This window comes from Bacillus sp. S14(2024) (genome assembly GCF_050473785.1).
Lineage (GTDB): Bacteria > Bacillota > Bacilli > Bacillales > Bacillaceae_G > Bacillus_A > Bacillus_A yunxiaonensis.
The window spans coordinates 4561132-4575360 of the sequence record NZ_JBFLUP010000006.1 but is presented as its reverse complement, the minus strand read 5'-3'; the positions used below and the strand labels follow the sequence as shown (position 1 = coordinate 4575360).

Below are 14229 nucleotides of genomic sequence, written 5' to 3'. Positions count from 1 at the left end.
TTCAGCGAAAGAAGAGGTAAGATACGTGAAGAAGTTCTTTATAGGGTTCTTAGCAGTTGTGGGAGTATATATGTTTTTTCGGGGCGAATCAAAAGGAATAGAAAGAGCTATAAATCAACCAAGCTATGCTGATTCAGAAGAAGCAAAACAGATGAAACAAATTATTAGCGAAGAGGCTAAGAAATATAATCTCCCAGAATGGATACCTCTTACAATTGCCGAGCATGAGAGCCGTCTAAATCCAAGAGCCGTTGGCGATCATGGAACATCATTTGGGCTATTTCAATTGCATCGTGGTGGTGGAATTGCTCCTGAGAATGTAACGGATGAGCAATTAAAAGATCCGCGAACAAATGCTCAAATTGCCATGCCCCATTTGGCAAAGGGGTATAAAAGAGGTGTACAGAAGGGTTTAACAGAATTTGAGTTACTAAAATATATAGCGAACACATCCGGCTGGCCTGGTAATCTTGGAACGGAGTGGACGGATAAAAATATGAATTACAACATCGGGTTAGAGGATGTGTATTATAAAAATAAAGGTGTTATGAAAGAGTAGGTTGTATGATGACCTACTCTATTTTTCTATAAAATATGTTCTTAACTGTTCTTTTACTCCCTGTAATTGTGTAGAGACTTGAGGAATGTTGTAGCCAACGTATAATGGTGAAACAACGAAACGAGGAACAATTTTGCATATAATTTGTCTATCTAGTTTGTAAAAAAACATGTTATAGCTATTACACCTCTTATGAAAATCGTGTAATACGTAGCGTACAGTTTTTTGAATGTAGTCAGCTATCAGATCAATTTGATTCATATTTTCTATTATAATGTTAAACTCTGTAAAACCGATAATTGGATGAGTAGAAATATTTAGTTCAATTCCGTATTCTTTGCTTACAAGGATTCCTTGGAAATGTTCTGCTCTTACATTTTGTCGATAGTCGACTTGCTCCATACCAATAATTTGCATATGTGCATGGTGGATTGTTCCTCCTGATAGCGGTCCATGGTTTTTATATAAAATGGCAGATTGGAATTTTCCGCTTTCTTCTAATGATAACCAGTGCTTAACTGAAAATCGTATAAGCTTTCGCATATGCTTTTGTGTATAGGTTGCAATATGATCGTGACAATTATTAGTTTCGATAATGACTGTTTGTAATGTATTTTGTAATGTCGGATATTTATTTTTTAGCCAAATAATTGTTTCATCCGTTTCTAAAATATTGCTTAGTTGTGTTTGATCGCAAAATGGGCAAGCTGTTTCTTTATTTTGCATGCTGTTTGGCTTTTGTTGTCCAATCTGATTTAAAAAGAATAGCTGTTGTTGTGTCTCCATTATTCTCCCCCTGTAACCGTATGTATATGAATTATCCTATATTTGGCGTATCATTAATGAATATTCGAAAAGGGTCTGCGTATTTTGTTGGTGTAAATTCAATAATTTCATAACGAGCAATGTTATGAATATAAAAAGGATCTTCCGTAATAATTGTTTCTACCTCTTGTTCAGATGCAGCATTCATTAAAATGATTCCACCAACGCGAGGGTTACGGCGCCCTGAAAATATAAACTTGTTTAGATCATAGTATTTATCTAAAAATTGAATATGCTCCTCCAGATAATGCTCCACAACCTCAAGTGGTTGGATATAATTTACCATTGTTAAAAACATATTTCTCCCCCTATTTGCCATATTCCAACTAGTACATATTCGTGAAAAGTCATTTTAAATCCTTTATAGTGGGATTAGGGAAAAATTAGAAAATGGAATTATCATATGAAAGAAGAAAGAAATGTGTCGTTTCCAATAAAGTGATGTTTGTCATCGCATATCGCTTATCGACAATACTACAAGCGGATCAAATTCTTGTAGTAGAGGATGGGCATATTACAGGTGAAGGTACGTATGAGGAACTGATGGAGAAGCACGCATATTATAAAAAAATTGTATAACAGCAATTTGTGGTAGAAAAAAACAAAGACGAGATACCCTGCCTAATTTAGGATATCTCGTCTTTACTTTTTTCGTCGTCTTTTCATGAATTGTTAATTTCATCAACAATTGGTTTTGCATCAACTAAAATTTGAATAACAGTTTTTACAATATCTATCATGTGCTATGCCTCCTTTTATTTTTGAACCACAGCTGTCTTTTATGTATGAATGTGTCTATTTACATTATTTTCAGAAAAATGACTATCCAAACGTATTTTAGGAGAGTATAATAAAATGGTAAGTATAAAATTCCGTACGAAAGAGGTGAAAGAGATGAATCGTTCTATAGTTGTACGCACGCAATTTTTAGATTTTATCTACATTTGTCGTGCAATTTTTCATCGTGTAGTTGCTAACGGGATACGTATGCCCTTTTTTAGCAATTTCATAACAACTATTGAACGATAGAGGTCTCTTCACCCATTTTATAGAAACGTGTGAAAAGGGAACTATGGTGGTTCCCTTTTCTATTTTGAAATAAAAGCCGTGGGTAAGGTTCTTTACCCATGGCTTTTTTACGTTGAAAGGAGTACGGAAAAGATGATGATTTGTAGTGTAAACAATATAGCGAAGACGTTTGGTGGAAATATCATATTTGAAAATATATCGTTTGAGATAAGGGAAGGCGACCGCATTGGTTTAGTTGGTCGTAACGGCAGTGGTAAAACAACAATTTTTCAACTGTTAACGGGAATGGAACAAGTGGATGGCGGTGTGATCCATATGAAGAAAGGTACGCGTATTGGTCATGTTGCTCAAATTCCAAAGTTTACTGAAGGAATGAATGTATATGATGTATTACGTTCTGCATTTGAGAAAGAGCAAGTATTAGAAAGGAGAATGCGGGAGCTCGAGCAGAAAATGGCAGAAGAACATGAAGCGAGTGTTACGGAAAAAATGATGACGGAGTACGGAGAAATACAGGAGCAGTTTTCCTTTTTAGGTGGTTATGAAATCGAAGCGAATATCATGAAAGTCGCTAATGGATTGCAAATAACAGAATTATTTCCGCGAAGTTTTATAGAACTAAGCGGTGGTGAACAGACGAAAGTGAGCTTGGCTTATATGCTCCTTAAGAAGCCAGACTTACTATTTCTCGATGAACCGACAAATCATTTAGATTTATTCGCGGTGGAATGGCTTGAGCAATTTTTAAAGGAATACGGTGGGACAGTCGTTGTGATTTCACATGATCGTTATTTCTTGGATGAAGTCGGAACGAAGATTTTTGATTTAGAAGATGGGGAATTGCATGTATATCATACGAACTATTCACAGTTTGTAAAGGAGAAAGAAGAAAGATTACTGCAAGAGTTCCAAGCGTATCAAGAGCAGCAAAAGAAAATAAAGAAAATGAAAGAGGCAATCAAAAGACTTAGGGAGTGGGCTAACCAGGCGAATCCGCCTAATGAAGGATTGCATAAACGCGCCCGTAATATGGAACGTGCTTTAGAGCGTATGGAAAAATTGAAGAAGCCTGTCTTAGAGCATAAGCAAATGGGGCTTCAGTTTGAAGGACAAGAACGCAGCGGGAAAGATGTTGTGATCATGAAAGAAGTCGGAAAGAATTTTGGTGAACGTGTTTTATTCCAAAATGTAGAATTACATGTTCGTTTTCAAGAGCGCGTTGCGATTGTTGGACGTAATGGTACAGGAAAGACAACATTATTGAATTTATTACTACAAGAAATGAATCCAGATGTGGGTGAAATTCGTATTGGGAGTGGAGTAAAGCTAGGCTATTTGTCTCAACATATGACCGTTAACAGTAAACAAACGGTGTTAGAAATGTTCCGAGAACAGGTAGCAGTAACAGAAGGAGAAGCCCGCCATATACTTGCTCGCTTTTTATTCTACGGACCAGCTGTATTTAAAAAGGTGAATCAATTAAGCGGGGGCGAGCGAATGCGTTTACGATTGGCACAGCTCATGCATCAAGATATTAATTTTCTTGTACTCGATGAACCGACAAACCACCTTGATATTGAATCGAGAGAAGTATTAGAAGAAGCGCTTGAACAGTATAATGGAACGATTCTGGCTGTATCCCATGACCGTTATTTCTTAAATAAATTGTTTGCGAAAACGTATTGGATTGATAATCAAACAGTGTATGGATTTGCTGGGAATTATGCTTGGGCACGCGAGAAGTGGCAAGAGAGCAGAGAAAAAGAACAACAAACTGTTACTGTTGTACAAAAGGAAAAAATAGTAGCTGTGTCAAAACAAATACCTATAGATAAAGGCATTATAAATTTGGAAGAGCAGCTTATAAGTGTGGAGCAAAGTATATACGAGTTAGAATGCAAAATGTCTGAAACGACAAATGTTGTAGAGTTGGAGAGCCTATATAATGAAAAAGAGCAAAAAGAATTATTAAGAACAAAATTATATGAGGATTTAGAGAATAGTATGGATATGAAGAATTAAAAAGCTGGTGTATGCCAGCTTTTTTAGCTCGTGTGTATTCATGGTAAGACCCCTACTAATGAAAGCTTCACTGTATTTTACATTCATTGTTAAAAATTACCTTTTAGTATATTATTAAGATGTTTTGATAATTGGGTTTTTATATTTCTAAAAAGGAGGTTCATAAAGAGGAGAAGAATATGAAGTTTGTATATTTTGTTTGAATACGAGGTGAAACTATATGCTAGGATATGCTCGGCTACTTACGATTGTTCTTATTTGTGTTGTGTATGCTCTGCAGGTTCCACATGGAGTACTAGGACTACAAATATTTGTTGGTACTGCCTGTTTGATTTATGTTATGAATCATTTTTTACTCATGATGTCACATAACAGGGAGCGACGGATATTTTTTATATTATTGTCTAATGGAATTGTAACAGTTATATTTGGATTTTTATTTCCAAAGGTAGATCTGTATTTAATCTTATTTGGTGTAGATGCGGTAACTTTATTTATTAATATTCATTCGAAAGTGACAGCACGGTTTTTTATAGGCTTTTTCTTTATAGGTTGGTTTGCTATTTTAATATATTCATATCAATATTTTGGGGAGCTTGAAATTTGGGGAAATATGATTTCGTTTATGTTCGTTGTATTTAGTGCTCTTGCTGGAGGATTAATTAAAAAATTAATGTTAGCTCGGCAAACGGTAGATGAACAGTACGAAAAGTTAAATTCATCACACGAAGCACTTCAAGAAGCACATGAGCAATTGCGGCTATATGCAAAAGAAGTAGAAGAATTAACGGCAGTTAAAGAACGAAATGATATTGCGCGTGAAATTCATGATACAGTTGGTCATAATATGACGGCATTACTTGTTCAATTACAGCTTGCTGAGGAGTTATTGAAACAGAAATCAGATCAGACTGGAGTGGTTTTGCAAACGTGTCATGAGTTAGCAAGGAAATCTTTACAAGAAGTAAGAGCATCGGTTCGAACTTTGAAAGAAGAAGAGAATGCAGGGGATTTAGTTGGTAATATTAGGCGGATGTTAGGCGAATTTTCGAAGGTAACAAATGTAAGGACGACATTTAAATTGCAAGGTGATCCAGCCATCATTCCATTGTCACTGCATCCAACAATATTGCGTATTATGCAGGAGTCATTAACAAACGCAAAGCGTCATGGTAAGGCGGCCACATGCGAAATCATGCTTTCTTGTTTGGATGGAAAGGTGCATTTATCTATTTCTGATGATGGAACGGGTGTAAATGAAGTGAATCCAGGTTTTGGACTTATTAATATGAAAGAGCGTGTAGAAGAACGCGGGGGCATGATTCGGTTTGAAAGTGAAAAAGAGAAAGGGTTTCAATTAAAAGTGGAGTTCCCACTTCGAGAAAAGACGTGGGTAATAGGGGGAACGGTATGATTCGAATTATGATTGTTGACGATCAGTCGTTAGTTCGTGATGGATTAGCGATGTTATTAAATTTACGCCCAGAGCTTGAAGTGGTTGGAACTGCAAATAACGGGATGGAAGCTGTGCAAAAAGCTGAAGAATTTCAGCCTGAAATTATCTTAATGGATATTCGTATGCCTCATACAAATGGTGTAGAGGGAACACGTTTAATAAAGGAACAGTTTCCTAACATAAAAGTACTGATGTTGACCACCTTTAATGATAGTGAACTTATTTTTGAAGCACTTGAACAAGGAGCAAGCGGCTATTTATTAAAAGATATGGCGACAGATACAATTGTGCAGGCAATATTGACTGCACATGCAGGCGGAGTTGTACTTCCGCAAGATATAACCGCTCAAATTGTGAAAGAATTGAAGAGAACGAAAGTGGATAGTATTGCTGAGCAGCGTGTTCCAGAACAAATAGGACAGTTAACAGAGAGAGAAATAGAAGTGTTGCGGGAACTAGGCTATGGATTAAATAATAAAGAAATCGCGGAGAAATTATTTATTACAGAAGGAACAGTAAAAAATCATGTTTCCAATATTATTAGTAAATTGGAGCTTCGTGACCGAACGCAAGCAGCTATTTTTGCTGTGCGATACGGTGTGACAGCTTACATATGACTTTTGGCATAGATAAGTATGAAAAAGCAGCAGATAATGCTGCTTTTTTATTATGTATTTTCTATCTAAAGAGAGATGGAAAGATGATGGAATTCTTTTACAATCAGAATGAGATTACATTAAAGGGGTTGAATCGACATGTTAGTCGTAGATCATATTACAAAATCCTTTGGGAAAAAAGAGGTTGTGAAAGGTGTATCATTTTCGATTGAGAAAGGGGAAACTTTTGGATTACTTGGTCCAAATGGTGCAGGAAAATCAACAACAATCTCCATGATTTGCGGGCTCTTTCCATATGATAGCGGGGATATACGCGTTGGAGGGAAATCTGTGAAGGAGTATCCGATGGAAGCGAAACAAAAAATTGGTGTTGTTCCACAAGATATTGCTTTATATCCTACACTTTCAGCTAAAGAGAATTTAATTTTCTGGGGGAAAATGTATGGACTGAGCGGTGCAGAGGCAAAGAAACGTGCAGATGAGGTACTAACATATGTTGGTCTAGAAGACCGGGCTAAAGATAAAATCGAAACATTTTCAGGCGGTATGAAACGCCGCATAAATATTGGTGCAGCACTTATGCATGAACCTGAACTATTAATTATGGATGAACCGACAGTTGGGATTGATCCGCAATCACGGAATCATATTTTAGAAACAGTGAAAAAGTTAAATGAAAAGGGAATGACAGTTATTTATACGAGTCATTACATGGAGGAAGTTGAATATTTATGTGAACGCATTGCAATTGTAAATCATGGCAAGGTAATTGCGATTGGAACGAAAAGTGAACTATGTAATCGCCTTACAGATGGTTTCATGGTGAAGCTACAGGTCAATCGTTACGATCAAGAATTATTGCAGAAATTACAAGCACTTCCTGTTGTAGAGCGTATTGTAGCTGATGAGGATTCTAATACCATTGATATTGCTCTCGTTAATGGTGATGCAGTTGGTATGGTCGTTTCAGAGGTTGTTGGCAATCGTGTGCAAATTGTGAAGCTTGAAGTACAAGAACCGAATCTAGAAGCACTCTTTTTACAACTAACAGGTCGTTCACTTCGTGATTAGGGGGGAGAAAGTATGAAAAGTTTTATTATCGCATGGAAAGATTTTAAGATACGGTTTACTGATCGGCGCGGCTTTATGATGATGCTGCTTATGCCGCTTTTATTAACAGCTATTTTAGGATCAGCCTTAAGTGGTTTCATGGATGAGGGTGGATTACCAAAAACGGTAATTGGATATTATCAAGAGGATGAGGATACGTTTGCTAATATGTTTCGAACAGATGTATTAGAGGCAAAAGGAATAAAAGATGATGTGAAGGTTAAGAAAGTTTCCTCGCGAACCGATTTAGAAGATATGTTGAAGAAGAAAACAATTGATGTTGGGATTATTATCCCGAAGCAGTGGAGTGAGCATATACAAGATGGAAAACTAAAAGAAGTTACACTGCTTACTGATCCTGCAAAAGACATACAAGCAAAAATTGCAGATTCATTAATTCTTTCTTTTTCTGAGCGTGCGCAAACAATAGCTTTTGCTACAAAGAGTGTGGCAACTGACTTAGCGCAATCTCAGCAAGGCAATGTGCAAGAAGTAGTAAAGAGTGTCGGAACTGATTTACAAGCTATTGCAACTTCAAATAAAAGTGGAATTGAAACAGGTACAATTGGCAAGAAGACAGTTGTTGCTATGCAATATTATGCTGCAGCGATGTTAGTTATGTTTCTACTATATAACGTAACAGTTGGCGCAAAATCAATTGTAGGGGAACAAAGAACAGAAACGTTAGCGAGGTTATTAGTTACACCGACGAGTTCCTATTCTGTTTTGTTAGGTAAATTTTTTGGAACATTGTTATTTGCGTGTATTCAATTTGGAGTTTTTGTTATTGCAACTCATTATGCATTTAGTGTGAATTGGGGAGATGACATTGTCCAGCTTACTGCAGTAGGAATTTCCTATGCAATTTGTGTATCGGGCTTATCAATGCTGATTGCTGCATTTATTCGAGATGAAAAAACAGCAGATGTTATGGGGGGCATTGGTATTCAACTGTTAGCAATATTAGGAGGCTCTATGTTACCGATTTATGTATTTCCAGATACATTACAAAAGGTTGCTAATATTGCGCCGAATAAATGGGCACTTACGAGTTTCCTAGATATTATGTCAGGAACGTCTTGGAATACGTTACTACCAATTATTTTAAGTTTATCTAGTGCTGGCATACTTTCCGTTATCATTGGAACATTACGGTTACGTACTAGATAGGAGGAGAGAGCAGTGAAAAAAATTTGGGCGATTTGTTCACTAGAGTTAAAACAAATATTGATGAAGCCGCAAAATTATTTTCTTATGTTAGGTATGCCAATTATTTTTACGCTAATTTTTGGCGGACTTCTAGGTGGAAGCGGTAATGATAAGGTGAAAATCATTTTAGTTGATGAGGATCAATCCAAATTATCGGCTTCCTATTACGAATCCTTAACGCATAGCGATCTTGTAAGTGTGGAAAAAGGATCATATGAAGAGGCAACGAAGAAAATTGAAAATAAAAAAGCCTCTGGTATTGTAACGATTGCGAGGGGCTTTCAAAAGCATATACTAGATGGAGAAAATGAAAAAGTTCGGTTTGAATCTAGCGCTGATTTTACAGGAGGTGCTTCTGTAGAACAAGCGTTGCAAAACACATTGAAAAAAATGGAGGTGGAGGTAAAAGGGGCAAATGAATGGAGCCAAAATAGCGGAAAGCCTTGGGAGATAATGTATGACAACATTCATACAAAAGCGGAACCTGTTCATATTCAAAAAGAATCTATTGTAACGGGACAGAAAGCGATCAGCGGTGTATCAGCTAGAGCAGCAGGATTTTCAATTTTATTTGTAATGATTGTTATGCTGAGTAGCACAGGAACGATTTTAAAAGCAAAACAAATGGGTGTGTGGCATCGATTGTTAGAAACACCTGTTACAAGAGCTCAAGTACTAGCTGGATATATTCTTTCATTCTTCCTAATTGGTTGGTTTCAATTTGGAGCACTTATGATATTAACGAATCTGTTATTTGATGTGCAGTGGGGAGATACGTTAGGGCTTATCGTTCTTGTCTCGGTGCTGCTGCTTGCAGTAATCGGTTTAGCTTTATTGTTAGCAAGTGTTGTAAAAACGACAGAGCAACAATCGGCATTAGGAAATATCGTCATTGTTTCAACTTGTATGATTAGTGGGTTGTATTGGCCAATTGAGATAGAGCCGGAGTTTATGCAAAAGATTGCTAACTTTGTTCCACAAACATGGGCAATGCGTGGTTTTACAGAATTAATTGCTAGAGGAGGAGCGCTGGCAGATATAACAGGATATGTTGGAGTGTTACTTCTTTTTGCTGGTATATTCTTTGTTGTCGGTTTAACAAGAATACGTTATGATTGAAAAAAGAAAGCAGAATTTACAGCTTTGCACGCTGAATTCTGCTTTCTTTTTGTTGTTCTTCCGATGACCCAAGTGAAATGATAATAGCAATCCCGAACATGAAGAGAAACACTAAAAAGAGGACGAACGTCGGGAAGAACGGGAATAAGAGTAATGCTCCTAAAATAACGAGCATTAAACAAATATAGTTCAAAACATATAGGAATAACTTGTCCATGTTTTCTCCCCTTTATTAAGAATCTGTTATTATCGTATGCTCGCTCTATCAATAATAGAATAATTTTTTAAGTGGGATTTTTTATATGTTGTTAAAAAACATACATTTTGGAAGACATGTACTAGGGCCATTGTTTATCAGTAAAGTGGGAGTTTATTATTTTTAAAGGTAATATTTTAAGCTAGCAAATCTACCTGTAGGTTGTTGTTTTCATAAAAATATAGTCTATCTGTGAAATGAAAAGATAAAATGTTTTTTGAATTTTTATATAAATCCGATGAATGTTGTATTTTTTTGTCACCTTGTTACAATAAATATTGTAACTATTAGATTACATTTCTATGAAAAGGGAGTAAGGTGAAAAGTATATGTTAAAAAAAGCCATGGCTGTGGCTTTGACGTTAAGTTATGTTATAAGTCCAATACATAGTTTAGCAGAAACACAGCAAGCACAACCGTCAGCTGGACAACAAGTGGTAGAGAATAAGACAGCATCAGGAAATGTGACTACAAATGAGACGTCAATAAGTCAAACGCAGAGTAGTGTACTGCAAACACCACAGCAAAATATTGGCTGGGTAAAAAAAGACGGTAACTGGTACTATGTCAACAAAGATGGTAAGTTTTACACTGGCTGGTTACAAGATGGTGGTGCATGGTACTACCTGCAAAGTAATGGCGTAATGAAAACAGGCTGGTTGCAATTAGGAAGTACATGGTACTACCTACAGGATAGCGGTGCGATGCAAACAGGCTGGTTGCAACTAGGAACTGCATGGTACTACCTACAGGATAGCGGTGCGATGAAAACAGGTTGGTTGCAATTAGGAGATACATGGTACTACCTACAAGATAGCGGAGCAATGAAAACAGGCTGGCTGCAACTAGGAGATACATGGTACTACCTACAAGGTAGCGGTGCGATGCAAACAGGCTGGTTTGTAGATGGTGATAAAAAGTACTATCTACAAAATAATGGTGCCATGAAAACAGGTTGGCTAACTGAAGGAGACAAAAGATATTACTTTCAACCAGATGGAACAATGAAAACAGGTTTGATTACAGATGGTGATAAGAAATATTATCTTAATCCAGATGGAACGTTAAAAACAGGTTGGGTAGTAGACGGTGATAAAAACTATTACTTACTAGAAAATGGTCAAGTGAAAACAGGTTGGTTCCAACAAGATAATAAATGGTATTACTTTGATTCAAATGGTGTGATGCAAACAGGCTTTGTAAAGGTTAACGGTGTAACATACTATTTGGACAATACAGGTGTTAGGCAGACAGGTTGGATTGTAGATGGTAATAAGAAGTATTATTTCCAAGCAGACGGCACAATGCAAACAGGTTGGTTGCAGCTAGGAGATACATGGTATTATCTACAAGCAGACGGAGCAATGAAAACAGGTTGGCTGCAACTAGGGAATATATGGTACTATCTGCAAGCAGATGGAGCAATGAAAACAGGTTGGTTACAACTAGGGGATACATGGTACTATTTACAAGGTAACGGTGCGATGCAAACAGGTTGGCTTCAATCCGGGAATACATGGTACTATCTGCAAAGTAACGGAGCAATGAAAACAGGTTGGTTGCAGTACGGAAGTACATGGTATTATTTCCAAAATGATGGAACAATGAAAACAGGTTGGATTGAAGTAGATGGAAAATGGTATTACTTTGATACGAATGGTGAATGGATTGAAAATCCAATTTTATTTGGAAAAACAATTGTTGTAGACGCTGGCCATGGTGGATATGACTCTGGAACATTATATGGAAGTACATATGAAAAGAATATTGCATTGTCAGTAAGTTTAAAGTTACAAAAAGTATTGGCGCATAGCGGTGTAAATGTGGTTATGACACGTGCGACAGATGTCTTCATTCCATTGGCAGATCGCGTTCGTATTTCAAACGATAATAAAGCGGATATTTTCGTAAGTATTCATGTGAATTCTGCAGACGCTACAACTGCAAAAGGGATTGAAACATTATATAATCCTAACCATCCAAAAAGTACCCAAGCATATGCATTAGCAAATGCTGTGCAGAAGTCTTTAATTGCAAATACAAATGCTACTGATAGAAAAGTGGTAGAGCGTCCAGAACTTCGCGTATTACAATCGGATAATCAAGCACCACCTATTTTAGTAGAAACAGGATTCCTATCTAATACAGAAGAGAGATTAAAATTAACTTCTGATAGTTATCAAAATACACTTTCACAATCTATTTTTGAAGGAATTCAAAATTATTTTTCTAAATAAATCATATATATTATGAGAAAGGGAGAAACCAGTTTAATGGTTTCTCCTTTTCTATTATCTTTGTTTTGTTTTTTGTAAAATGTGGTGCTTAATTGCATAAGCTACGCCATTTTCATCATTTGTCGCTGTTACAATGTCACATAGCTGTTTGACATCGTGTTCTGCATTCCCCATCGCTATTGATAAACCTGCCACCTCTAACATTGGGACATCATTAAAGTTATCTCCAATAGCAACAGTATCTTGTAAAGGAATATGAAAATGTTTTGCCATTTCTTGCAATCCATTGCCTTTATGGCCATGTTTGTCCATAATCTCTAAGTTTGTTGGAGCGGAAGCTGTCACCATAATTGCCGCATCTTTCTCTAAAGATTGTAGCAATTGTGTACGCTCCTCTTTATGGAATGTAAGGATGAAAAATTTTGAAATTTCAATGGTTGAGTCAAGTACTACATCTTCAATACTTTGAAAAGTTGTAATTAAATTAGCTTTTAGTTGCTTCTCGCTAATTCGTTCAATTTCTTCAATTGTAACATCAAGGGAATCTTTGTTTAGTTGAAAAGATTTTGTTACTTGTTCTTTCCAATTATACGGCGCGTATACACCTTTATTTGTATAGAGTTTATACGGAAATCCCTCAACTTCGAGCTTTTTCGCAATCTCATATACTTTTTCTTTTTGTAAAGTGCGCGAATGAATTACTTTTCCATCAGCATATACCACTGCTCCATTACTAGCTCCTAGAGGAAGAGATAAGCGGTATTGCTCGAGCAGTTTTAAAATATCCTCTTTTGCTCTACCAGAACAAATCATAACGATATGTCCTGCTTCTTCAGCATTGCGTATTGCCTCTAAATTTTCCTGGGAGATTTCTAGATTGGATGATAAGAGCGTACCATCCATATCAAGTGCGATTAATTTCAAGCTGATCACCTCTTTGTTTCAATCATACTAAATTAAATGTTATATCGAAACTGTTACATTGTTGTTACATAAATATACTCATTTATTTTGACCATTTAATATGTTTGAGATGGTCAAAATATGAGAGGTATCGTCTACCTGCACCCTATATTTGTTGAAAAAACATAAATAATTTTATACGAACTATTGCTTAAACAAAAAAGTTATGTTACATTAATGTTACAAACGTTACATTATATGATTCAATATGACATTAAGTTAAAAACTATAAATAAATTATTTCTTGGGAATTTAATATAAAGATCTATAAAAAAGGAGAATGAGGGTAATGGAAAATAAAGAAGTATTACAATTAACAAAAATGGATTTACTAGGATCAGCAGGAATGGCAACAGCATTAACGGCGCTTATCGTATTTTTTGCAAGCGTGTTAGTATAATTCATAGTAATTTTTGTACATAGTAGAACGGAAAACTATTACAAAGTGCAAGTTATATATAAGTCTATTAAAAGGAGAATGAGAATGATGGAAAATAAAGAAGTGTTAGGATTAACAAAAATGGATTTATTAGGATCAGCAGGAGTAGCAACAGCATTAACAGCACTTATCATGTTTCTTTCAAATGCTTTAGTATAATGTAAACTCTATGTGAATTTGAACGTGAATAGAAAGAGGGACTTCGAAAAAAACGAAGTCCCTCTTTGTGTTTTCGTTGAGTTATCAGTAAAGAGGAACTGATGGACGTTTCAATTTATATAATATAGAGAGAAAAAATAGAAAAAAGTCGAATTTTCTATGTAAGAAAAAGGGAGGTATTTGGCGGAAAAAATAGAAAATTTAAAATTGACAAAAAATAATTGCGGGT

Annotated in this window: 16 protein-coding genes; 12 read left to right on the top strand and 4 right to left on the bottom strand. The window is 36.0% G+C overall.

Translation table 11 applies throughout. From position 1 onward, the window contains the following. Window positions 1–25: 25 nt before the first annotated feature. On the top strand, window positions 26–559 hold the full coding sequence (locus AB1279_RS23055; RefSeq protein ID WP_429761142.1) for a transglycosylase SLT domain-containing protein: 534 nt from the start codon (window positions 26–28) through the stop codon (window positions 557–559). Between the two features lie 18 nt (window positions 560–577). Here AB1279_RS23055 and AB1279_RS23050 read toward each other — a convergent pair whose 3' ends face one another. Together AB1279_RS23050 and AB1279_RS23045 are read right to left on the bottom strand one after the other, a co-directional pair. Then, window positions 578–1345: a DUF4931 domain-containing protein gene (locus AB1279_RS23050; RefSeq protein WP_429761140.1), complete on the bottom strand. Its 768-nt coding sequence runs from the start codon at window positions 1343–1345 to the stop codon at window positions 578–580. A 31-nt stretch (window positions 1346–1376) separates the two neighbouring features. Further along, window positions 1377–1682 (bottom strand): YciI family protein, encoded by a 306-nt coding sequence (locus AB1279_RS23045; protein WP_429752769.1) that lies wholly within the window; start codon window positions 1680–1682, stop codon window positions 1377–1379. 92 nt (window positions 1683–1774) lie between these two features. On the opposite strand from AB1279_RS23045, the gene AB1279_RS23040 reads away from it, so the two are divergent. The 8 genes from AB1279_RS23040 to AB1279_RS23005 all read left to right on the top strand — a co-directional run bounded on the left by AB1279_RS23040 (window position 1775) and on the right by AB1279_RS23005 (window position 9946). After that, the gene (locus tag AB1279_RS23040) at window positions 1775–1963 is read left to right on the top strand and encodes a hypothetical protein (RefSeq protein ID WP_429761139.1); all 189 of its coding nucleotides are present in this window, start codon (window positions 1775–1777) and stop codon (window positions 1961–1963) included. Window positions 1964–2278: 315 nt separating this feature from the next. Continuing rightward, complete coding sequence (locus AB1279_RS23035; RefSeq protein WP_098309333.1) at window positions 2279–2413, top strand: RAxF-45 family protein; 135 nt, start codon at window positions 2279–2281, stop codon at window positions 2411–2413. Between the two features lie 78 nt (window positions 2414–2491). Continuing rightward, complete coding sequence (gene abc-f, locus AB1279_RS23030; protein WP_429761137.1) at window positions 2492–4435, top strand: ribosomal protection-like ABC-F family protein; 1944 nt, start codon at window positions 2492–2494, stop codon at window positions 4433–4435. Between the two features lie 220 nt (window positions 4436–4655). After that, complete coding sequence (locus AB1279_RS23025; RefSeq protein ID WP_429761135.1) at window positions 4656–5849, top strand: sensor histidine kinase; 1194 nt, start codon at window positions 4656–4658, stop codon at window positions 5847–5849. Beyond that, window positions 5846–6508, top strand: coding sequence for a response regulator transcription factor (locus tag AB1279_RS23020; RefSeq protein WP_336484516.1), 663 nt, complete (start codon window positions 5846–5848; stop codon window positions 6506–6508). Before AB1279_RS23025 ends, AB1279_RS23020 begins: the two co-directional genes overlap by 4 nt. 138 nt (window positions 6509–6646) lie before the next feature. Further along, on the top strand, window positions 6647–7579 hold the full coding sequence (locus AB1279_RS23015) for an ABC transporter ATP-binding protein (RefSeq protein ID WP_429761133.1): 933 nt from the start codon (window positions 6647–6649) through the stop codon (window positions 7577–7579). 12 nt (window positions 7580–7591) lie between these two features. Continuing rightward, entirely contained in the window at window positions 7592–8788 is a 1197-nt protein-coding gene (locus tag AB1279_RS23010; protein ID WP_429761131.1) for an ABC transporter permease, read from the top strand. 12 nt (window positions 8789–8800) lie between these two features. Continuing rightward, window positions 8801–9946 (top strand): ABC transporter permease, encoded by a 1146-nt coding sequence (locus AB1279_RS23005; protein ID WP_429761130.1) that lies wholly within the window; start codon window positions 8801–8803, stop codon window positions 9944–9946. 16 nt (window positions 9947–9962) lie between these two features. Here the strand turns inward: AB1279_RS23005 and AB1279_RS23000 are convergent, their stop codons facing one another. After that, a complete protein-coding gene (locus AB1279_RS23000) occupies window positions 9963–10163 on the bottom strand; it encodes a hypothetical protein (RefSeq protein WP_336484520.1) in 201 nt (66 codons plus the stop codon). A gap of 368 nt (window positions 10164–10531) precedes the next feature. Here AB1279_RS23000 and AB1279_RS22995 point away from each other — a divergent pair, with 368 nt between their 5' ends. Further along, the gene (locus AB1279_RS22995) at window positions 10532–12439 is read left to right on the top strand and encodes an N-acetylmuramoyl-L-alanine amidase (protein WP_429761128.1); all 1908 of its coding nucleotides are present in this window, start codon (window positions 10532–10534) and stop codon (window positions 12437–12439) included. Between the two features lie 54 nt (window positions 12440–12493). On the opposite strand, the gene AB1279_RS22990 is transcribed toward AB1279_RS22995, so the two are convergent. Beyond that, the gene (locus AB1279_RS22990; RefSeq protein ID WP_429761127.1) at window positions 12494–13363 is read right to left on the bottom strand and encodes a Cof-type HAD-IIB family hydrolase; all 870 of its coding nucleotides are present in this window, start codon (window positions 13361–13363) and stop codon (window positions 12494–12496) included. Between the two features lie 328 nt (window positions 13364–13691). Between AB1279_RS22990 and AB1279_RS22985 the strand changes: the two genes are divergently transcribed. Next, window positions 13692–13802, top strand: coding sequence for a DUF3948 family protein (locus tag AB1279_RS22985; protein ID WP_336484529.1), 111 nt, complete (start codon window positions 13692–13694; stop codon window positions 13800–13802). 84 nt (window positions 13803–13886) lie between these two features. Further along, window positions 13887–14000, top strand: coding sequence for a DUF3948 family protein (locus AB1279_RS22980; RefSeq protein WP_413789236.1), 114 nt, complete (start codon window positions 13887–13889; stop codon window positions 13998–14000). Window positions 14001–14229 lie beyond the last annotated feature (229 nt).

Bases quoted from the DNA above. Each gene is read 5' to 3' on its own strand.
- AB1279_RS23050 (WP_429761140.1), bottom strand. From the start codon at position 1,345: ATGGAGACACAACAACAGCTATTCTTTTTAAATCAGATTGGACAACAA.
- AB1279_RS23045 (WP_429752769.1), bottom strand. From the start codon at position 1,682: ATGTTTTTAACAATGGTAAATTATATCCAACCACTTGAGGTTGTGGAG.
- AB1279_RS23040 (WP_429761139.1), top strand. From the start codon at position 1,775: ATGGAATTATCATATGAAAGAAGAAAGAAATGTGTCGTTTCCAATAAA.
- AB1279_RS23035 (WP_098309333.1), top strand. From the start codon at position 2,279: ATGAATCGTTCTATAGTTGTACGCACGCAATTTTTAGATTTTATCTAC.
- AB1279_RS23025 (WP_429761135.1), top strand. From the start codon at position 4,656: ATGCTAGGATATGCTCGGCTACTTACGATTGTTCTTATTTGTGTTGTG.
- AB1279_RS23020 (WP_336484516.1), top strand. From the start codon at position 5,846: ATGATTCGAATTATGATTGTTGACGATCAGTCGTTAGTTCGTGATGGA.
- AB1279_RS23015 (WP_429761133.1), top strand. From the start codon at position 6,647: ATGTTAGTCGTAGATCATATTACAAAATCCTTTGGGAAAAAAGAGGTT.
- AB1279_RS23010 (WP_429761131.1), top strand. From the start codon at position 7,592: ATGAAAAGTTTTATTATCGCATGGAAAGATTTTAAGATACGGTTTACT.
- AB1279_RS23000 (WP_336484520.1), bottom strand. From the start codon at position 10,163: ATGGACAAGTTATTCCTATATGTTTTGAACTATATTTGTTTAATGCTC.
- AB1279_RS22995 (WP_429761128.1), top strand. From the start codon at position 10,532: ATGTTAAAAAAAGCCATGGCTGTGGCTTTGACGTTAAGTTATGTTATA.
- AB1279_RS22985 (WP_336484529.1), top strand. From the start codon at position 13,692: ATGGAAAATAAAGAAGTATTACAATTAACAAAAATGGATTTACTAGGA.
- AB1279_RS22980 (WP_413789236.1), top strand. From the start codon at position 13,887: ATGATGGAAAATAAAGAAGTGTTAGGATTAACAAAAATGGATTTATTA.